The organism is Amycolatopsis sp. QT-25, from assembly GCF_029369745.1.
In the GTDB taxonomy this organism is placed as follows: Bacteria; Actinomycetota; Actinomycetes; order Mycobacteriales; family Pseudonocardiaceae; genus Amycolatopsis.
In genome coordinates, this window is the sequence record NZ_CP120210.1 from 2543680 (window position 1) to 2563886 (window position 20207).

A 20207-nucleotide genomic window follows, 5' to 3' on the forward strand; every position below is an offset into this window, starting at 1 on the left:
GGGTCGATCGTGCCATGAAACCCCGCCCGCGTACCCTCGAAGGCGAGATGAGCGCGCGAACCTACCAGATCCGCACCTTCGGCTGCCAGATGAACGTGCACGACTCCGAACGTCTTGCCGGGCAGCTCGAGGACGCCGGCTACGTTCCGGGTGACGGCGAGGCCACACCCGACCTGATCGTGTTCAACACCTGCGCCGTGCGGGAGAACGCGGACAACAAGCTGTACGGCACCCTCGGCCACTTGCGGCCGCAGAAGACCGCGAAGCCGGACATGCAGATCGCGGTCGGCGGCTGCCTCGCGCAGAAGGACCGCGGCGAGATCGTCAACCGCGCCCCGTGGGTCGACGTGGTGTTCGGTACGCACAACATCGGCGCGCTGCCGACGTTGCTGGAACGCGCGCGGCACAACGCCGAGGCCGAGGTCGAGATCCTCGAATCGCTCGAGACCTTCCCTTCGACGCTTCCGGCGAAGCGCGACTCCGCGTACGCGGGCTGGGTGTCGATTTCGGTCGGCTGCAACAATACCTGCACCTTCTGCATCGTCCCGGCGCTGCGGGGCAAGGAACGCGACCGCCGTCCCGGTGAGATCCTGGCCGAGGTCGAGGCACTCGTCGCCGAGGGCGTGCTCGAAGTGACCCTGCTCGGCCAGAACGTGAACTCCTACGGCGTCGAATTCGGCGACCGGCTCGCGTTCGGGAAACTGTTGCGCGCCTGCGGTGCGGTGGCGGGACTGGAGCGCGTCCGTTTCACCTCGCCGCATCCCGCGGCGTTCACCGAGGACGTCGTCGACGCCATGGCCGAGACGCCGAACGTGTGCCACCAGCTGCACATGCCACTCCAGTCCGGGTCGGACAAGGTGCTGCGCGAAATGAAGCGGTCCTACCGTTCGGCGCGCTACCTCAAGCTCCTCGACCGCGTGCGCGAGTCGATGCCCGACGCCGCGATCACCACCGACATCATCGTCGGCTTCCCCGGCGAGACGGAGGAAGACTTCCAGGCCACGCTCGACGTCGTCGCGCAGGCGCGGTTCTCCAGCGCTTTCACCTTCCAGTACTCGATCCGGCCGGGCACGCCCGCCGCCGAGATGGCCGGGCAGCTGCCGAAGGAGGTCGTGCAGGAGCGCTACGAACGGCTCGTGAAGCTGCAGAACGACATCTCCTGGGAAGAGAACAAGAAGATCGTCGGACGCCGTGTCGAGTTGCTGGTCGCCTCCGGCGAGGGCCGCAAGGACGCCGAAACGCACCGGATGAGCGGCCGTGCCCGTGACGGCAGGCTCGTCCACTTCGCGCCGACGGGACCGCTGGTGGACCGCGCCGTGCGTCCCGGCGACGTCGTCGAGACCGTGGTGACCTACGGCGCTCCGCACCACCTCGTCGCCGACGGCGACCTGCTGTCGCACCGCCGCACCAGGGCGGGTGACAACTCCGAGGCCGGGCTGCGGCCGAAGACCAATGGCGTGACGCTGGGCCTGCCGGGCTTCGGTGCCCCGGCCGTCACGCCGGAACCGGTGAGCGGGTGTGCACTGTGACCGAACCGAAGATCGACGAACTCGCCGCCGAGATCGACGAAGTCGGCGAACGCGCGGCCAAGACGATCGACCTGGGCAGGCGCGGGTTCTCCATCGCCGTGCTGGTGTTCGTGCTGCTGGTCGCCCAGCTGCTGCCCTGGGTCGGCGAGCACGCGGGCTGGGAGGTGCTGCTCGGCAAGGGTGGCGGGATCCCGCAGCTGTTCGCCGCGACCTCCACCGGCATCGGCGTGTTCGTCTCCGCCGTCACGCTGGTGACCCGGCGCTGGTGGCTGTCCTGGGTCTGCGCCGCGGGCGGCTGGTTCGCCTCCGTCGACGGGATGCTCGCGATCTGGTCCCAGCAGTCCTCACACGCGACCGGCGCGGCCGGTGGCGGTCCGGGTTTCGGGATGATCGTCGCCTGGATCGCCACCGTCGCGCTGGCCGTCTACTGGATGCGCGCCGCCTTCTCGCGCGGCTAGCCGGCCCACTCAGTTCTGCCCAAGTACCTGAAGGCCCCCTTCCCCCCGCCCAGCGCGAGAAAGGGGGCCTTCAGGTACTTCCGGGTGCGGGCCCGCTGGTTCCGGTGCTCACCGGTTCGCGATGGCCGCTTCCGCCGCTTCGAGCCACTCACGCCACTGCGCGGCCTGCTCGTCCGCCTTCTTCGCGCGACGCTCGTCACCGGCCGCACGGGCCTTCGCCGCCTGCGACTCGAACTGCTCGACCCGCTCGCGGAACTGCGCCGCCCTGGCCTGCGCCTCCGGGTCGGTCCGCCGCCACTTGCTGTCCTCGGCCGACTTGATCGCGTCCTGCACGGCCTTCAGGCGGCCGTCCAGTTCGCGGATGCGCTCACGCGGGACCTTGCCGATCTCGTCCCACTGGTCCTGGATGCGCCGCATGTGCTGCTTCGCCGCTTCGAGGTTCGCGGCGGGGTCGATCTTCTCGGCCTCGACGAGCAGCTCTTCCTTCCGCTGCGCGTTGGTGGCGAACTCGGCGTCCCGCTCGGAGAACACCGCGGACCGCCGCGCGAAGAACTTGTCCTGCGCCGCGCGGAAACGCTGCCAGAGCGCCTCGTCGCTGTCCTTGGGCGCGCGGCCGGCGGCCTTCCACTCGGTCATCAGGTCCTTGTAGCGACCCGCCGTGTCGCCCCAGTCCTCGGACTCCGACAGCGACTCGGCTTCGGCGATGAGCTCTTCCTTGCGGTTCTTGGCACCCGCGCGCTGCTTGTCGAGCTCGGCGAAATGCGAGCCACGGCGGCGGTTGAACGCCTCACGGGCCTTGGAGAACCGCTTCCACAGCTCGTCGTCGGTCTTGCGGTCGACGCCCTTGACGGTCTTCCACTCGTCCAGGATGGCGCGCAGCCGGTCGCCGGCGGCCTTCCACTGGGTCGACTCCGCGGCGAGCTTCTCGGCCTCGTCGGCGAGGGCCTGCTTGCGCAGGACGGCCGCCGCGCGGGCCTCTTCACGTTCCTGCTTGGCCGCGGTCAGCGCCTTCTCGGCGTGGGCGATGACCTGCTCGATACGGCCGCCCAGCGCGGCGATGTCACCGACGACGGCGGCTTCGGCGAGACCGTCGCGCAGCTGCGTGGCCGTGGCCAGCGCGTGCTTCGGGTCGCCCGCGCCGGACTCCAGCCGCGTCTCCAGCAGCTCGACCTCGGTGCGCAGGTCGTCGAAGCGGCGCGCGTAGTGGAGCAGACCCTCGTCCGGGCTGCCGGCCTGCCAGACACCGACCGCGCGTTCACCGTCGGGCGTGTTGACGTACACCGTTCCTTCGTCGTCGACCCTGCCCCAAGCGGACGGGCTGGGTTCGGCGGGCGGCACGGGGGGTGCGGGGTGCCCGCCACCGAGCGCGTGCGGTACCGGGTGCGGTGCCGGGGTACCGGTGGACGTGTTCTCCTGGGCCATCGCAGGCTCCTTATCGCCTGTACGCCCGCTGGCGCGGGCGCCCCGCCTAGCGGCGGGGCCGGGTAATGCGTTGCCGTCTTGCTTCGGGGGTATCGACCCCTTGCGGCATTCAAGCAGCTCAGCGCTCACCGTGGAACCGGATGAACCGCCAGAGGGCAGTGATCCTACTTCCGGTGGATGCTCCGTGGCGGTCGGTCGCCGGTGCTCGGAGGCGGGGAAGGTAACGTCGGCGGCCGTGATCCGCCGTGTCGCCGTGCTTCCGCAACCTCCACTGCTCATTCCCGAACTGGCCGCCGGAGCGGCGGATGAAGGCGCCGAGCTGCGCGAAGCCTGTCTTGCGGCCGCGAGGCGGCTGACCAGTGCTTCGCCGGACTGGGTCGTCGTCGGCGCGGCCACGGGTGCGCCCGAAGTGCCGGAACACGCGACTGGGTCCTTCCGCGGCTTCGGCGTCGACCTCGGAGTCTCACTCAGCCGGGTGACAGCAGCCGAAACCGAGCTGCCGTTGCCCGCGCTCGTGGCCGGCTGGCTCCGCGAGCAAGCGGGTGCGTCGTCCGTCCGGGTCCACCTCGTCGATCCCGCCGCACCGGCAGGCCGGTGCGAACAGCTGGGCCGCACGCTGGGGGAGCACGCCGCGGTGCTCGTCCTCGGCGACGGTTCGAGCCGGCACGGTCCGCGTTCCCCCGGTGGCGAAGACGAACGGGCGGCAGGTTTCGACGCCGGCGTCCGCGACGCGCTGGCCAAGGCCGACACGGGCGCGCTGGCCGCGCTCGACCCGGCGTACGCCGCCGAACTCGGGGCCGGCGGTCGCGCGCCCTGGCAGGTCCTCGCCGGGCTGGCGGCGGACGAGGGCTGGACCGCCGAGGTCCTTTATTCGGCCGCGCCGTTCGGCGTCGCTTACCACGTCGCGGTCTGGGAGCACGCGTGATCCGGCCGGTGGCGGTCGCCGGGCCCACGGCGACCGGGAAGACCGCGCTGGCGGTCGAACTCGCCCGCGCCCTCGGGGGTGAGGTGGTCAACGCCGACGCCCTGCAGCTGTACCGCGGGATGGACATCGGGACGGCGAAGGCGACCATCGAGGAGCGGCGCGGGGTGCCGCACCATCTGCTGGACGTCCTCGACGTCACCGAGACGGCGTCCGTCGCCGCGTACCAGCGTGACGCCCGCGCCCGCGTCGAAGAACTCCTGGCCGCCGGACGCGTGCCGGTCCTCACCGGCGGGTCCGGCCTCTACGTCCAAGCCGTGCTCGACGACCTGAAGTTCCCGGGCACCGATCCGGACATACGCGCCCGGCTGACCGCCGAAGCCGACGAAATCGGGGCCGCCGCGATGCACGCCCGGCTCACCGAACTCGACCCCGTCGCCGCGACGGCCATCCTGCCGACCAACACCCGCCGGATCGTGCGCGCGCTGGAGGTCATCGAGATCACCGGCGAACCGTTCTCGGCGAACCTGCCGAAACCCGGACCCGCCCGCTACCACACGGTCCTGATCGGCATCGACCGCGAACCCGCCGAACTCGACGCCCGCGTCGACCGCCGCGTGGAGATCATGTTCGCGACCGGGCTCGTCGAGGAAGTCCGGACGTTGCTGGGCAGGGGACTCCGTGACGGGCTCACCGCTTCGAGGGCGCTGGGCTACCACCAGGTGATCGCCGCGATGGACGGCGACGGCGACTTCCGGGCCGCCGCCGAGGCCACCGCACAGGCCACCCGGAGGTTCGTGCGCAGGCAACGTTCCTGGTTCCGGCGGGACAAGCGCATCCAGTGGTTCGACGGTGGTTCGGAGCGGCTGGCCGAGCGCGTCCTCGAGGTGACGGCCCAGTAGCCTTGGAGTCATGGGCGGCATCGAATTCCTTAAGGGACACGGCACACAGAACGATTTCGTGCTCCTTCCCGACCCCGGCGGCCGCCTCGAACTGACGGAGGCGCGAGTGGCGGCGCTGTGCGACCGTCAGCGCGGTCTCGGCGCCGACGGTGTGCTCCGGATCGTGCGGTCGTCCGCACTGGATGTCGAGTCCCGCGGCGAATGGTTCATGGACTACCGCAACGCCGACGGGTCCATCGCGGAGATGTGCGGCAACGGCGTCCGGGTCTTCGTCCGCTACCTGGTCGATTCCGGGTCGGTGACCGAGCGCGACTTCGTCATCGGCACCCGCGCCGGCGACAGGCCGGTGCGGATGCGCGAGGACGGTTCGGTGACCGTGCAGATGGGCCCGGCGACCATCACCGGCACCTCGGTCACCGTGGTCGCCGGGAAGCCGTTCTCCGGCGTCGCGGTGAGCGTCGGCAACCCGCATCTGGTGTCGGTCGTCGAAGACGACGTCGACGTGCTCGACCTGCGCGACCAGCCCGACTTCGACTCCGACGTGTTCCCCGACGGCGTGAACCTCGAGTTCATCAACCTGCTGGGCGAAGACACGCTGAAGATGCGCGTCCACGAACGCGGCGTCGGCGAGACGCGGTCCTGCGGCACCGGCACGGTCGCCGCGGTCGCCGCCGCCCTGCACCTCGCGGGCACCGACACCGGTGAAGCAAGCGTCGACATCCCCGGCGGCCGCGTGGTCGTCGAGGTGCGCCGCGGCGGCTCCACGCTGACCGGACCGGCGGAGATCGTCGCCCGCGGCGAACTCGACGAGACCTGGTGGGCCGGGCTCGGCTAGACCGCGACCGGCTCCGTGGGAAGGTCGCCAAGCTTCCGAATCGGCGAGAAGACCACCCACAGCAGCGCGGCCGTCTCGCCGACGGCGACGAACCAGAGCGTTCCCCGGATCCCGATCGCCTCCCCGAGCACGCCGCCGATCAGCGCGCCGAGCGGCAGCATCCCCCAGACGACGAACCGCACACTGGCGTTCATCCGGCCGAGCAGCCGGTCCGGGCACACGGCTTGCCGGTACGAGACCTGCGCGACGTTGTAGACGATGATCCCGAACCCGGCGATCGCCAAGGCGACGGGGAACAGCACGATTCGCCGGCCCGGCGCGGCGAGCGGGAGCAGTAGCTGGAACGGCCAGGTCAGCAGGGGGACCAGCCAGATCGACCGCGCCTGACCGATCCGCCGGGTCAGGGCCCCGGCCAGGATCGCCCCGAGGATCCCGCCCAGGCCACCGGTCGCCAGAACGAGACCGACGGCCGCCGGCGGCAGGCCCAGTTCCCGGTTCAGGAACAGGATCTCCACCGCGGTGAAGGCACCGTTGAACAGGTTGGCGGTCGCGGTGCAGGCGACGATCGAGCGCAGGGCGGCGTCGGTGAACACGAACCGCAGACCCTCGGCGATCTGGGGAAGCAGCTTCGCGTCCTCATGCCGCTCGGGCACCTCTTCGACGGTGCGGATCCGCAGCAGGCACAGCGCGGAGGTCAGGAAGCCCAGCCCGGTCGTCAGCACCGCGTTGGCCGCACCCGCGAGCTGGACCAGCCCGCCGCCGACGCCGGGGCCGGTCAGGAACGCCACCGACTGGCTGGCCTGGAGTTTCGCGTTGCCTTCCAGCAGCTGTTCCCGGCCCACCAATGACGGCAGATATGACTGGTACGCGACATCGAAGAACACCGTCGCGACGCCGACGAGGGTGGCGACCACGATCAACTGCGTCAGCGACAGGACCCCCGCCCACCAGGCGAGCGGAATGGTCAGCAGCAACGCGGCGCGGACGAAGTCGGCCCGCAGCATCAGCGTCCGCCGCCGCAGGCGGTCCACCCACACCCCGGCCGGCAGCCCGATGATCAGGAAGGCGATCGTCTCGGCCGCGGTCAGCACTCCCATCTGGAACGGCGTGGCGGCCAGCACGGTGGCCGCGAGCAAGGGGAGCACGGTCTGACCGGCGAAGGCGCCCACCTGGCTGGCCGTATCGCCCGCCCAGAGCCGCCGGAAGTCCGCGTGGAAGAAGAGGGAGTCTCTGCGCACGACGCCACCTTGGCCAAGTGATTGGAAACTGTCAATCACTTTCGGCCCTAAGCTGTCCGTGTGCCCACTCCACGACGCGCCGCCACCGAGGCCGAGATCGCCGCCATGGCCTCCGGAATAAGGCTGCGCATCATCCGGTTGACGTACTCGGAGGCGCTGACCAACAAGGAACTCGCCGAACGGCTCGATCGCGATCCCGCGACGACGCTGCACCACGTGCGCAAGCTCGTCGACACCGGGTTCCTCGAAGCGCTCCCGGTGAGACGCGGCACGCGCGGCGCGAAGGAAATTCCGTATCGCTCGACCGGGTTGTCCTGGCATCTTGATTCCCGCGACAGGGGGATCGACCAGGCGATCTTCGAGGCCTACCTGGCCGAGATCGCCGACGTGGGATTCGACGAGGTGCAGCAGACACGCATGGTCGTCCAGGTACCGGACGAGCAGGTCGCGGAGTTCGAAGCACGGCTCATGGAGCTCGTCGACGACTTCATCTCCCGGCCGGTCGACCCGGACGCGAAACGCACGGCCATCTACTTGTCGAAGTATCCGAGCAGGTAATGAATTCGGTCCCGCCGCCGAAACGTGGGACCATGGAGGCACGATGACGGAACTGACACACAACGATCTGAACGACGACATGGACCCTTCGACCGGCGAACTGGAGCTCGAGGACCGCGCCTCGCTCCGCCGGGTAGCGGGCCTGTCCACCGAACTCGCGGATGTCACCGAGGTCGAATACCGGCAGTTGCGCCTGGAACGCGTCGTTCTGGTCGGTGTGTGGACCGAGGGCAGCGCCCTCCAGTCCGAGGCCTCGCTCGCCGAACTCGCCCGGCTCGCCGAAACGGCGGGCTCCGAAGTGCTGGAAGGCCTGGTGCAGCGGCGGATCCGCCCGGATCCCGCCACCTACATCGGCTCGGGCAAGGTCAAGGAACTGCGTGAGATCGTGGCGGCCACCGGTGCCGACACGGTGATCTGCGACGGTGAGCTCTCACCCGGCCAGCTGCGCCAGCTGGAGGAGAAGGTCAAGGTGAAGGTCATCGACCGCACCGCCCTGATCCTCGACATCTTCGCCCAGCACGCCCGCTCCAAGGAGGGCAAGGCGCAGGTCGAGCTGGCCCAGCTGCAGTACCTGATCCCGCGGCTTCGCGGATGGGGTGCGGCGCTGTCCCGGCAGGCCGGTGGCCGGGCGGGCGGCGCCAACGGTGGTGTCGGTCTGCGTGGTCCCGGTGAGACCAAACTCGAAACGGACCGGCGGCGGATCAGCAAGCGGGTGTCGAAACTGCGGCGCGAGATCGCCGCGATGGACACCATCCGCGAGACCAAACGCGGTCGACGGGTGGCCAACGAGGTGCCGAGCGTCGCGATCGTCGGCTACACCAACGCCGGCAAGTCGAGCCTGCTCAACGCGCTGACCGGGGCCGGCGTGCTGGTCGAGGACGCGCTGTTCGCCACCCTGGATCCGACGACCCGGCGGGCGCAGACCCCGGACGGCCGCACCTACACGCTGACCGACACCGTCGGTTTCGTCCGTCACCTGCCGCACCAGCTGGTGGACGCGTTCAGGTCGACGCTGGAGGAAGCGGCGAGTGCCGACCTGCTCGTCCACGTCGTCGACGGTTCCGACCCGACGCCGGAAGAGCAGGTCAACGCGGTACGCGAAGTGCTCGCCGAGATCACGAAGCGCCGCTCCGAGCCGCTCCCGCCGGAGCTGCTGGTGATCAACAAGACCGATGCCGCCGACGAGGTGTCGCTGGCCCGGTTGCGGCACCAGATGGCCGGTTCGGTGCAGGTGTCGGCGCGGGCCGGTACCGGGATCGCGGAGCTGGCCGAGGTGATCGCGGAACGGCTGCCGAGGCCGGAAGTCGTGGTCGAGGTGCTGATCCCGTACTCACGAGGTGAACTCGTCTCCCGGGCCCACGCCGACGGCGAAGTGCTGGAGGAAGAGCACGTCGAGACCGGTACGCGCCTGGTCGTCCGCGGCAGGCCCGAACTGGCCGCGGCGCTGAGCGATTTCCAGACGAACGACTCGGCTCTGTAAGCAAGTACGTGAAGGCCCCTTTCACCGCGCTGAAAGGGGCCTTTCACGTGCTTCCGGATAGCCCGGACCCCTTGCGTGAGTCCGTTCCCGCCCCGACGTCGATGACTGGCCGAGGCGAGACCGCACCCGATCACGCGAGTTCCGCCTCCGATCACGCGAGTCACGCCTCACCCTGATCGCGAACCCAGCGAACGGCCGGTCACCGCGGGCCTGGACATCACGGCACGGGCGCCGTTTGCTCGAAGAAACCGTCCTCACCGCTGACAAGCCGCGCGCAGCCGAAAGTGGCCTTCGCGACATTCCGCCCCGTCTCGGCGTTCCGACCGAACTGCGCGCCGTCCCGGACGTCTCCGTAGTGTGAGGCTTCAGGGGTTCCACGGTACGGAGGTGGATGTGCGGGGGATTGTCGCGGCGGTGGCCGTGCTGGCGGCGTTCATCGGCGGGACGACCCCCGCCATGGCGCAGGAGGTCCCGGCTCCGCAGCCGGTGTGCAAGAACAGCGATTCCCGGCTCAGCGAGCTTTCCGGACTCGTTTCCGACGGCGACCACCTGTACGCCCTCAACGACGGCGGGACCAAGACGCAGGTCTTCGTCCTCGGCCGCGACTGCAAGGTCCAGAAGGTCATCTCGGCCGCGACGGACCCGTACGACCCCGAGGATCTCGCCCGCACCGCCGACGGCACCTTCTGGCTTTCCGACGCCGGTGACAACCGCAAGCAGCGGGACACGGTCGCGCTGATCTCGCTGACCCCGCAGGGCAAGGCGACGCTGCACCGGCTCACCTATCCCGACGGGCAGCACGACGTCGAAGCGCTGATCATGGACCGTTCGGGCACGCCGTACCTGATCACGAAGGACTTCTTCGGCAGCTCCAAGGTGTACCGGCCGACAGGGCCGCTCGCCAGTCCCGGCCCGACTCCGTTGGAGAACGTGGGCTCGCTGCAGATCAAGGAGACTTCGACGCAGGGCGGGCCCGCCGGATCGATCGGGTCGATGACGGTGACCGGCGCGGCGTCGATGGCCGACGGCTCGGTGGTCGCGTTACGTACTTACACCGACGCTTACCTCTACGCCGTCACCGGCGGAGACCTGAAGAGCGCGCTGCAGCGTGAGCCGGTGCGGGTGCCGTTGCCGAACGAGAAACAGGGGGAGGCGCTCGCCTTCGATCCGGACGGGACCCTGCTGTCCGGTGGGGAGGGTGTCGGGGAGCAGATCCGTGCGGTGAAGGGCGCGGCGGCACTCGCCGTCGAAGCGGCCGAATCCGAGGGCAGCACTTCGGGTGGGACGGCCGCGGTCGGCGGCACAGGCCAGGGATCCGGTTTCCCCTACGTGCAGGTCGGTATCGCCGCGATCGTCGTGATCGGCGGCTTCCTGCTGGTCGGCAAGCTCCGGAAACGGCGAGCCTGACCGAAGCTTGCCGAGCCTGACCCGGGTCTTCGCGACCCGGGATCCCGGCGTGCTCCGATTCCGGCCTACAGCCTGCGAAGAACGGCGACGACCTTGCCGAGGATCGTGGCGTCGTCACCCGGGATGGGTTCGTACGCCTCGTTGTGCGGCATCAGCCAGATGTGGCCGTCCTTGCGCTTGAACGTCTTGACCGTCGCCTCGCCGTCGATCATCGCGGCCACGATCTCGCCGGGGTCGGCCGTGGGCTGCTGGCGCACGACGACCCAGTCGCCATCGGTGATGGCGGCGTCGACCATCGAGTCACCGGTGACGCTGAGCAGGAAGAGCTCACCCTCACCGACGATCTCCCGCGGCAGCGGGAAGACGTCTTCGATCGCCTGCTCCGCCAGCACCGGCCCACCGGCGGCGATCCGCCCGACGAGCGGCACGTACGCGGCCTTCGCGGCCGACTGCGGCTGCTCGACGTCGATGCCCATCGGGTTGTCGTCCGTCGCGGCGAGCACACCGACCGCACGCGGGCGGTTCGGATCGCGTCGCAGATAACCCTTGCGCTGCAGGGCCTGCAACTGGTGCGACACCGACGAAGTGGAGGTCAGCCCGACCGCCTCGCCGATCTCACGCACACTCGGCGGGTAGCCGAACCGGCTCACCCACAGCTTGATCACGTCGAGCACCTGCTGCTGTCGCACGGTCAGGGTCTCGTCCACCTCGTTAACCTCGGGCAAGGAGCGCACCTTGCCCGAGCCCCTAGGCGCGTTCCCCGCCTTGCTCACCTTAGCCACCGTCTCGCTCCTTCATCTCCTGCGTCGCCTCCCAGTACGTCCGGTCTCCCGGACCGACTTCGCGTGTCTTCGCCGGTGACGGACGATCTTTCCCGTCCACGGCACCGGCGGCGTCCGCGCAGCAGACGCCCTGGTCAACGACGTTAGCCCGCCGGGACGACGATTTCAAACATCTGTTCGATGGACACGCCGTGTCGCTCGATTTTTGTCGGTGGGAGGTGGTACACATTCGCACGGGCGTTCGATAGAACGCCTGTTCGATCTTGATCGCCGGGTCGTGGCCCGGCGCCGAGCGCAGCAGGACTTGCGAGGAGGTTCCTATGTCGATTCTGGCCGATCGAGGACTGGCGCGGCCCAGTTCCCCCGGGCCCGTTCCGGCAGGGTTGACCAGGCCCGTGCGGGTGGTCCGGGGCGGGCGTGCCGAACCTTTGCGTCCTCCGACCAGGGCACGGGTCGTGGCGAGCCGTCGTCCGGGTGTGGCCACCGCCTCCCCGGCGTGCCCGGCGCCGAGGCGGCTGCCGCTCAGGTGGCCGTCGCTCGTCGCGATGGCCTTGCTCGTCGCCGCGGTGGTCACCGGATCGGGTCTGTTCTTCGCCGGCGTCCCGGGCGCCGCGGTGCCCGAACGGACCATCACGGTGTCCGTTTCGGCGGGGGAGACGCTGTCCGGCCTCGCGGCCCGTTTCGCGCCAGGCAGCGACACCGGCGCGGTGGTGGCCAAGATCAAGGAACTCAACTCCCTGGAAGACGTCGTCCTCGTGCCAGGGTTGCCCCTCACGGTCCCGGTCGCGGCCGAGGTCGCGGAGGGTGGGAGGTGATCTTGAGGGCTGCTCTCACCCGTGCTGGACGAGCTCCCCTTTCGTGTCCGATCGACCCGGCCGCCGCGCTTGCGTGCGTCCCACCTGCGATCTAGTCTCCACCGCTATATGTAGTAGTTACATGGCTGTAGTGGGTCCATAGCTTGGGGTAGACTCGGTACCAGTTGTCCACAGCTGGCTCGTGTGCACCCACCGGATGTCCACAGATCGATCCATAGGTCGATCCTTCCCGTCGTTGCGTGGCGACGGGCATCCACTCGGGACCGGCCGGCGCGGAGGGGAAGGTGATCGGCGGATGAGGTGCCCGTTCTGCCGGCATGCGGACTCTCGGGTCGTCGACTCCCGAGAGGTGGATGAGGGACAAGCGATTCGGCGAAGGCGCTCATGCGCCGCTTGCGGTCGTCGCTTCACCACCTCTGAGACGATGGTGCTCGCCGTCGTCAAACGATCCGGGGTCACCGAGCAGTTCAGCCGGGACAAGGTGGTCCGGGGGGTGCGTCGCGCCTGCCAGGGCAGGCCGGTCGACGACGACGCGCTGCAGCAGCTCGCGCAGCGGGTCGAGGAGTCGATCCGGTCGGCGGGGCTGGCGGAGATCCCGAGTCATGAGGTCGGCCTGGCGATCCTGGGCCCCCTGCGTGAACTCGATGGCGTCGCCTACCTCCGGTTCGCCAGCGTCTACCGCTCCTTCTCCTCGGTCGAGGATTTCGAGAAGGAGATCTCGGACCTCCGCGAGGCCATGGCTGCCACACCGGACGAGAGCGATCAAGACGCGAAAGACGGCTGAAGCCGCCTCCCGCGTGGGAGTGAGGGAAAGACCCATGACCGAGACCGTGGGAACAGACAACCCGGCCACACCGCGGACGAGTGGGAAGAAGAAGCAGGCGGGCGGGCTCGCCGTGCGCCGGGTCTTCACCACCGAGGGCGTCCACCCGTACGACCAGGTCACCTGGGAGCACCGGGACGTCGTGATGACGAACTGGCGCGACGGCACGATCAACTTCGAGCAACGCGGGGTCGAGTTCCCCGGCTTCTGGTCGGTCAACGCGACCAACATCGTCACCAGCAAGTACTTCCGTGGTGCCGTCGGCTCGGCCCAGCGCGAGCAGAGCCTCAAGCAGCTGATCGACCGCGTCGTCCGCTCCTACGTCGACGCGGGCCGCGAACACGGCTATTTCGCGAGTCCCGCCGACGCCGAGGTCTTCGAGCACGAACTGACCTGGATGCTGCTGCACCAGGTGTTCAGCTTCAACTCGCCGGTGTGGTTCAACGTCGGCACGACGTCGAAGCAGCAGGTCTCGGCGTGTTTCATCCTTTCGGTCGACGACACCATGGAGTCGATCCTCAACTGGTATCGCGAAGAGGGCCTGATCTTCAAGGGCGGCTCCGGTGCCGGGCTGAACCTCTCCCGCATCCGTTCCTCGCGTGAGCTGCTGTCCTCCGGTGGCACCGCGTCCGGTCCGGTCTCCTTCATGCGCGGTGCCGACGCCTCCGCGGGCACCATCAAATCCGGTGGCGCCACCCGTCGCGCGGCGAAGATGGTCGTCCTCGACGTCGACCACCCGGACGTCGAGGAGTTCGTGCGGACCAAGGCCCGTGAAGAGGAGAAGATCAAGGTTCTCCGCGACGCCGGGTTCGACATGGACCTTTCCGGTGCGGACATCACCTCCGTGCAGTACCAGAACGCGAACAACTCGGTCCGGGTCTCCGACGAGTTCATGCAGGCCGTCGAGACCCGGGGCGACTTCGGCCTGCGATCGCGGACGAGCGGTGAGGTCATCGACCGCGTCGACGCCAAGAAGCTGTTCCGCGCCATCGCGCAGGCCGCCTGGGAATGCGCCGATCCGGGGCTGCAGTACGACGACACGATCAACGACTGGCACACCTGCCCCGAATCGGGCCGGATCACCGCGTCCAACCCGTGTTCGGAGTACATGCACCTGGACAACTCCAGCTGCAACCTCGCCTCGCTGAATCTGCTCAAGTTCGCCACCGAGGACGGCGGTTTCGACGCGCCACTGTTCGCGAAGGCCGTCGAGCTGGTCATCACCGCCATGGACATCTCGATCTGCTTCGCCGACTTCCCGACCGAGGCGATCGGCGACACCACCCGTAAGTTCCGCCAGCTGGGTATCGGCTACGCGAACCTCGGCGCGCTGCTGATGGCGCTCGGACACGCGTACGACTCCGAAGGCGGCCGCGCGCTCGCCGCCGCGATCACCTCTTTGATGACAGGCGTTTCGTACCGGCGCTCCGCCGAACTCGCCGCGGTCGTCGGGCCGTACGAGGGCTATGCGCGCAACGCCGAGGCACACCAGCGGGTCATGCGCAAGCACGCCGCCGCCAACGAACTGGTGCGGACCTACCACGCGAACGACGCCGCGGTCCGCGCGCTCGCGACGCAGGAATGGAAGCGCGGCATCGAACTGGGCGAGGCAGACGGCTGGCGCAACGCGCAGGCGTCGGTGCTGGCACCCACCGGCACCATCGGCTTCATGATGGACTGCGACACGACCGGCATCGAGCCGGACTTCTCGCTGGTCAAGTTCAAGAAGCTGGTCGGCGGCGGTTCGATGCAGATCGTCAACCAGACCGTCCCGCGAGCCCTGTCCGCGCTCGGCTACCAGGCCGAACAGAGCGAAGCGATCGTCGAGTACGTCGCCCAGCACGGTCACGTCGTCGACGCCCCCGGCCTGCGCCCGGAGCACTACGAGGTGTTCGACTGCGCGGTGGGGGAGCGGTCCATCGCACCGATGGGGCATGTCCGGATGATGGCCGCGGTGCAGCCGTTCCTGTCCGGCGCGATCTCCAAGACGGTCAACATGCCGGAGTCGGCGACCGTCGAAGAGGTCGAGGAAATCTACTTCCAGGGCTGGAAGTACGGCCTCAAGGCGCTCGCGATCTACCGCGACAACTGCAAGGTCGGTCAGCCGCTGTCCACCGGCAAAAACGAGAAGGCCGCCCCCGAGCCGGAAAAGGTCGTCGAGTACCGGCCGGTTCGCAAACGCCTGCCGAAAAAGCGCCCGAGCCAGACGGTGTCGTTCACCGTCGGGGGCGCCGAGGGCTACCTGCACGCCGGTTCGTACCCGGACGACGGGCTCGGCGAGATCTTCGTGAAGCTCGGCAAGCAGGGTTCGACCCTGGCGGGCGTGATGGACGCGTTCTCGATGTCGATCTCGGTCGGCCTGCAGCACGGCATCCCGCTGGAGTTCTACGTTTCGAAGTTCTCCAATCTGCGCTTCGAACCCGCCGGCATGACCGACGACCCGGACATCCGGATCGCCACCAGCGTCATGGACTACCTGTTCCGCAGGCTGGCGCTGGACTACCTGCCGTACGAGAAGCGTTCTCAGCTCGGCATCTTCACCGCCGACGAGCGCTCGGCGCAGGTCGAGGCGAACTACGGCGCCACGCCCGCCGCGGAACCGGAAAACGTCGACCTCGACGCCCTTCGGTCCACTGTGGACTCGTCCACGGCCGCTCCCGCCAAGGTGGCGCACTCGACGGCGGAACTGGTGGAACTGAACCTCGGCACCGCCTCCGACGCGCCGCTCTGCATGACCTGCGGCACCAAGATGCGGCCCGCCGGCTCCTGCTATGCCTGTGAAGGCTGCGGAGCGACGTCCGGCTGTAGCTGAGTTTACGAGCTGTGCGGGGATGGTTGCTCGCCGTCCCCGCACAGCTTTCGCCGTCGCTCCAGCGGTGGAGGTTTCTGGCAGCGCCAAGTCCAGGACGGTGACGACTGCAGCCCGTTCGGACATGGTGTCAATACCGGTCATCGTGTAGCCGGTGTGACAGATGTCGTCGAGAATCACAACCGCCCGGCCTTCGAGGTCCTTCTTGGTCCGGCAGTCGTGGGGCAACGCTTCACGTTCTTCGAGCACCATGGTCTTGGCGGGTCTACGGTCTCCCGTCTTTGATTCGACGATGATCAAGGAAGTGCCGAAATGCTGGGCATGACGCTGACCCAGTGGTTAATTCAAGTGTGGCCGCGTACGGGAATTTCGGTGAACCAGTCGGGTCCGACCACCACGTCGTTCAAAGAGCCGCACGACGCCTGTCCCGCCTATCTGGCCTGAGCGAGATCGAGGACCAAGGTTGCCACCGCCAGCGCGAGAAATCCGGTGGGGAAGGCGATGTTGTAGAGGACGCGGGCGCGCACGTGGGTGAGGACGGCGCCGACGTAGAACAGCACGAGCCCGGCGGCGGCCGCGGTTCCGATGTACGGCACGCCGAGCAGGCCGAACAGCAGTCCGGCCGCGCCCGCGGCCTTCAGCGAGGCCAGCGGCGGGATCCAGGACTGAGGCACGTCGACCTCGGCGGAGTTCTTCAGGACGAACGGGATCCGCGCGAAGTCGGCGGCGGCGATCCCGGCGTTGATCACGATCGTCACGATGGCCAGGGCGAGATAGGCAGTGGACATGACTACGGGACGAGGCCCGCTCCCGGAACGTGACAGCGGTCAGGACAATCGTTGGTGCACGTGACAGGCCTCCGACTTGACGAATGTGCGAAAATCGCACCACGCTGGTCCGGTGGAATGGGCTGATGTGGGCGAGCGCGTCCGGGAGAGCAGGCTGGCGGCGGGCATGTCGCAAGCCGAGCTGGCGAGCGCCGTCGGGTTGGAGCGCACGAAGATCGCCAAGATCGAGTCCGGGGGACGGCAGATCGATGCGCTCGAGCTGGCGAAGCTGGCCGCCGCACTGAAGGTGCCCATGGGGCACTTCCTTCGCGAGCAGCCGACTGTGCTGTCGCGGCGGACCAGCCTGGTCGACGACACGGACAGCGCCCTCTCCAGGGATTCCTACCGGCTGGAGGCCAAGTTGATGGCCTGGCTGGACGACATTCGCCAGGTCGTGGCCCTCGGCCTTCTCGAGCCGCGCAAGGCGGCGGTGTACGACCGAACCGTCACAGACTCGCAGGACGCACGGGAAGCCGCCTTGTGGCTCAGGAACAGGCAGGGTCTCGGACAGGAACCGATCCGGTCTCTGATGGCAGAGTGTGAACGAGTGGGGCAGTACGTCCTCGTGTCGGACCTTCCCGGCGACGGGGCGTCGCTGATGGAGGGGGAGTTCGGCGTGTCCGTCGTCAGCAGGCTGGCTGAGCCGGGAAGGCGTAGGGCGACCGCCGCCCATGAGCTGGGGCACTTGGTATTGGGGGACGAGTACTCGACCGATCTCGGGGTGTCGACTTCGCGCGAAGACAGGGAGCGTGTCATCGACGCGTTCGCGGCGGAGTTCCTGCTTCCGTCCGAAGTGCTGGAGCAGGTGGTCAAGAGCGATCTGCGTAGCGAATTGATCAAGCTGTCCGCGGTTTTCCGCACTTCGTGGTCGCTTACGGTGCGCCAGGCCGGTCACGTCGGTCTGCTCGACGGAGGTCGAGTGACGAAGTGGTTCTCCGACGCGCCGACGAGGGCGGAGCTCAGGGATGCCGTCGGATGGGTGCCGCAACCCGACCTCGAAGGGGTACGGGTTCCTCCCAGTTATGCCCACGCGGTGCATGGAGGCTTTGCGACAGCACTTCGTCACGCCTGCGAGAGCCGTCGAGCTCATGCACGGAGAGGTCGAGATCGAAGATCTGCCGGAGGTCGAAACAGGTAGCGGCTCGTGACGGCTTGTCGTCCCCTGATTCTCGACGCGATGTGCTTGAACCATTTCGCGCGCGCAGATCGGCTGGACGTTCTGCGGGATCTGCTGATTTCCGACGATGTCGTACGACTTACGTGGTCATCGAGGAACTGCGTGTTGGCTCGGCGGCGCACCCCGCCCTTCAAGACGCTTTGGCGCTCGAATGGATCAAGGTGCATCGGCTCGACACGATCAGCGAACTCGAGTGTTTCGTGAAGTGGACGGGAAGGATCGGGGCGGGCGAACGAAATCGGGGTGAAGCCAGTGTTTTCGCGGTCGCGGAACTGGAGGACTGCCTGGCGATAACCGATGATCAGGCCGCGATCCGGGTGGCCAGGCGGTACGGCCTGGAGGTCCACGGAACGATCTGGCTCCTGGCGCGAGCCTGCCGGGACGGGAAGTTGACCGAGGTCGCCGCCGGGAATCTCCTCGACTCGGTCCGGGACACGGGCATGCGCCTGCCATGCACCGGCGCCGAGTTCGGCAAGTGGGCTCGTGTTCAGGGATTGTTGTGAGGCCCGCCCCCGAAGCGTGACAGCGGTCAGGCTCGCCAGCGGTCCAGCACGGCTTCGATGGTGGAGTGGATGCGGTCGCGGGCGGCCTGCCGTTCCATGCCTGCCATGAGGAGGTCGTCGTACTCGGTGTCCAGGTGCCGGATCGAGGCGACGACGGCGAGGAACACCGCTCGTTCGGCCAGTTCCCGGCCGGCGGCGGAGCGGCCCACCCGGCCGCTGCCGCGTTGGCCGGCGTGTTCGGCGATGGCCCGTGCCCGGTCCGGCGGACAACCGGGGAACATTTCCGTGATCGCCTCGTGGAATCGGGCGGTGAACTCGACGTCTTCCTCGGCGCGCCGCTCACGGTCACGGCCGCGGCGTCGTTCCCGGACGTCCTCGTCCGCGAGACACTGTTCTTCGGCGGCGCGCAACGCCGCGTCCTCGACCAGGAGTCCTTGCCGCTCGCTGCGTTTCCTCGACCGGTCGAAGCGGACGACGACGGCGGAAAGCCGGCTCGCCTTCTTGGCCCGGCGGGTCAGCGCGGTGTCGCCCGAGGGCAGGAAGACCAGGTGGCCGAGGTCGGCGCAATCGAGGCAGTGCGGCTTTTCGTTCTCCATGAACAGCAGGTCGCCGGTGCCGCCGCACTCGGCGCACGTCCAGTCCTTCAGTGCCACGGAGACGACGAGATCCGGTGCTTTCCGTTGCCGGGCGAGGACTTGCGCCCGCTTGGCTTCGGACAGTCCCGGCATGAGCCACTGCGTCCGGAACAGCGGTTCGAGACCGGCCAGTTCACCCGAAGTCGCCCGGAGGACCGCCCGGTCACGGGTCGCGCCGACATGCTCGATCTCCGAGCTTTCAAGAGCCTTTTCCTTCGCCCACGCTGCAAGCGTGCCGAGGGCGAAGTTCAATTTCTCCGTGCTCACCGGCAAGGCGGTGGACAACTCGGGGATCCGGCCCTGCTGCCAACTGGTGAGGACGTTGTCCGGCAGCCAGCCGATCCCGCTCAAGATGTCGAGCGCGGTCACCGATTTCCGTTTGGACAGCAGCTTCTCCGCCGTCTCCACGACGCGCTGTCCCAATTTCGTCTCACCCTGCATCGCCGGGAATCCTAGCGATCAGGCGGTCTCGGTCCGCGCGCGGTAGGCCCGGATCTTGGCGCGGTTGCCGCAGCGTTCCATCGAGCACCAGCGGCGATTGCCCGAGCGCGAGGTGTCGAAGAACAGCAGAGAGCAGTCGTCCGCGGAACATTCGCGGACGCGGCCGGACCGTTCGCCCGCGACGAGCCCGATGGCGTCGCGGGCGACGGCGCCGAGGAGCTGGTCTCCGGTGACGGGCGGTGCCCAGGCGAGCCGCCGTGTCTTCGGATCGACGAGCGGCCTCGGGGTCGCCTCGGTCGCACCGTTCAGCAAGGCGAGGTCTTCGTCCGACGGCGTTCCACCACGGGCGAGGGCGGGCGCGACGCGGTGGAGCGTGGCGCGAAGTTCCTTGAGCGCGGCGAGTTCGGCGGACTTGATGCGGACGTCGGTCAGGGGAGCGGTCAGTGCCAGCCGGGAGCCGGTGAACCACTCGGCGAGGTCCGACGGGGTGTGCGCGATCTCGTAACGCTCGTAGGGGCCGGGACCGCCGGTCAGCATGAGTTCGAGGCTGAGGCTGCCCGGATCGAATCGATAGCGCTCACCCTGGGCGCTGACGAGCACCCTTGTTCCCGGAGTCATGTAACCACTATAGTCGGTTTCGGAAA

At 68.5% G+C, this 20207-nt stretch carries 19 protein-coding genes; 13 read left to right on the plus strand and 6 right to left on the minus strand.

The window, feature by feature from the left end:
* The first annotated feature begins 14 nt into the window (after positions 1–14).
* Positions 15–1529 carry a tRNA (N6-isopentenyl adenosine(37)-C2)-methylthiotransferase MiaB gene (gene miaB / locus P3102_RS11900; protein WP_276368969.1) on the plus strand — a complete coding sequence of 505 codons (1515 nt, stop codon included), beginning with the start codon at positions 15–17 and terminating at the stop codon, positions 1527–1529.
* Positions 1526–1987, plus strand: a complete 462-nt coding sequence (locus tag P3102_RS11905) for a hypothetical protein (protein WP_276368971.1) — start codon at positions 1526–1528, stop codon at positions 1985–1987. Before miaB ends, P3102_RS11905 begins: the two co-directional genes overlap by 4 nt.
* A 108-nt stretch (positions 1988–2095) precedes the next feature.
* Here P3102_RS11905 and P3102_RS11910 read toward each other — a convergent pair whose 3' ends face one another.
* Positions 2096–3409: a DUF349 domain-containing protein gene (locus P3102_RS11910; RefSeq protein ID WP_276368972.1), complete on the minus strand. Its 1314-nt coding sequence runs from the start codon at positions 3407–3409 to the stop codon at positions 2096–2098.
* A gap of 235 nt (positions 3410–3644) precedes the next feature.
* Here P3102_RS11910 and P3102_RS11915 point away from each other — a divergent pair, with 235 nt between their 5' ends.
* Genes P3102_RS11915 through dapF form a run of 3 tightly spaced genes read left to right on the plus strand, consistent with a single transcriptional unit; the run spans position 3645 to position 6068 of the window.
* Positions 3645–4334: a class III extradiol dioxygenase subunit B-like domain-containing protein gene (locus P3102_RS11915; protein ID WP_276368974.1), complete on the plus strand. Its 690-nt coding sequence runs from the start codon at positions 3645–3647 to the stop codon at positions 4332–4334.
* The gene (miaA, locus tag P3102_RS11920) at positions 4331–5233 is read left to right on the plus strand and encodes a tRNA (adenosine(37)-N6)-dimethylallyltransferase MiaA (protein WP_276368976.1); all 903 of its coding nucleotides are present in this window, start codon (positions 4331–4333) and stop codon (positions 5231–5233) included. Before P3102_RS11915 ends, miaA begins: the two co-directional genes overlap by 4 nt.
* 10 nt (positions 5234–5243) lie before the next feature.
* On the plus strand, positions 5244–6068 hold the full coding sequence (gene dapF, locus P3102_RS11925; RefSeq protein WP_276368977.1) for a diaminopimelate epimerase: 825 nt from the start codon (positions 5244–5246) through the stop codon (positions 6066–6068).
* Here dapF and P3102_RS11930 read toward each other — a convergent pair.
* On the minus strand, positions 6065–7306 hold the full coding sequence (locus tag P3102_RS11930; RefSeq protein ID WP_276368980.1) for an MFS transporter: 1242 nt from the start codon (positions 7304–7306) through the stop codon (positions 6065–6067). The genes dapF and P3102_RS11930 overlap by 4 nt on opposite strands.
* Positions 7307–7366: 60 nt before the next feature.
* Between P3102_RS11930 and P3102_RS11935 the strand changes: the two genes are divergently transcribed.
* The 3 genes from P3102_RS11935 to P3102_RS11945 all read left to right on the plus strand — a co-directional run bounded on the left by P3102_RS11935 (position 7367) and on the right by P3102_RS11945 (position 10751).
* A complete protein-coding gene (locus P3102_RS11935; protein ID WP_276368982.1) occupies positions 7367–7864 on the plus strand; it encodes a winged helix-turn-helix domain-containing protein in 498 nt (165 codons plus the stop codon).
* Positions 7865–7907: 43 nt separating this feature from the next.
* Positions 7908–9344: a GTPase HflX gene (gene hflX, locus P3102_RS11940; protein WP_276368984.1), complete on the plus strand. Its 1437-nt coding sequence runs from the start codon at positions 7908–7910 to the stop codon at positions 9342–9344.
* A gap of 393 nt (positions 9345–9737) precedes the next feature.
* The gene (locus P3102_RS11945; protein WP_276368986.1) at positions 9738–10751 is read left to right on the plus strand and encodes a hypothetical protein; all 1014 of its coding nucleotides are present in this window, start codon (positions 9738–9740) and stop codon (positions 10749–10751) included.
* 65 nt (positions 10752–10816) lie between these two features.
* On the opposite strand, the gene lexA is transcribed toward P3102_RS11945, so the two are convergent.
* Entirely contained in the window at positions 10817–11485 is a 669-nt protein-coding gene (gene lexA, locus P3102_RS11950; protein ID WP_276371114.1) for a transcriptional repressor LexA, read from the minus strand.
* A 368-nt stretch (positions 11486–11853) separates the two neighbouring features.
* On the opposite strand from lexA, the gene P3102_RS11955 reads away from it, so the two are divergent.
* From P3102_RS11955 to P3102_RS11965, 3 genes are all read left to right on the plus strand, one after another.
* Positions 11854–12348, plus strand: a complete 495-nt coding sequence (locus P3102_RS11955) for a LysM peptidoglycan-binding domain-containing protein (protein ID WP_276368988.1) — start codon at positions 11854–11856, stop codon at positions 12346–12348.
* A 295-nt stretch (positions 12349–12643) separates the two neighbouring features.
* On the plus strand, positions 12644–13132 hold the full coding sequence (gene nrdR, locus P3102_RS11960) for a transcriptional regulator NrdR (protein ID WP_034311932.1): 489 nt from the start codon (positions 12644–12646) through the stop codon (positions 13130–13132).
* Positions 13133–13166: 34 nt separating this feature from the next.
* On the plus strand, positions 13167–15983 hold the full coding sequence (locus tag P3102_RS11965; RefSeq protein ID WP_276368991.1) for a vitamin B12-dependent ribonucleotide reductase: 2817 nt from the start codon (positions 13167–13169) through the stop codon (positions 15981–15983).
* A gap of 428 nt (positions 15984–16411) precedes the next feature.
* Here P3102_RS11965 and P3102_RS11970 read toward each other — a convergent pair whose 3' ends face one another.
* On the minus strand, positions 16412–16768 hold the full coding sequence (locus tag P3102_RS11970; RefSeq protein ID WP_276368992.1) for a DoxX family protein: 357 nt from the start codon (positions 16766–16768) through the stop codon (positions 16412–16414).
* A gap of 112 nt (positions 16769–16880) precedes the next feature.
* Between P3102_RS11970 and P3102_RS11975 the strand changes: the two genes are divergently transcribed.
* The gene (locus P3102_RS11975) at positions 16881–17945 is read left to right on the plus strand and encodes an XRE family transcriptional regulator (protein WP_276368993.1); all 1065 of its coding nucleotides are present in this window, start codon (positions 16881–16883) and stop codon (positions 17943–17945) included.
* Positions 17946–18067: 122 nt separating this feature from the next.
* Complete coding sequence (locus P3102_RS11980; protein WP_276368994.1) at positions 18068–18487, plus strand: hypothetical protein; 420 nt, start codon at positions 18068–18070, stop codon at positions 18485–18487.
* 26 nt (positions 18488–18513) lie between these two features.
* Here the strand turns inward: P3102_RS11980 and P3102_RS11985 are convergent, their stop codons facing one another.
* Both P3102_RS11985 and P3102_RS11990 read right to left on the minus strand, forming a co-directional pair.
* Positions 18514–19563, minus strand: coding sequence for a DUF2293 domain-containing protein (locus P3102_RS11985; RefSeq protein WP_276368995.1), 1050 nt, complete (start codon positions 19561–19563; stop codon positions 18514–18516).
* Between the two features lie 18 nt (positions 19564–19581).
* On the minus strand, positions 19582–20181 hold the full coding sequence (locus tag P3102_RS11990) for a CGNR zinc finger domain-containing protein (protein ID WP_276368996.1): 600 nt from the start codon (positions 20179–20181) through the stop codon (positions 19582–19584).
* Positions 20182–20207: the final 26 nt, after the last annotated feature.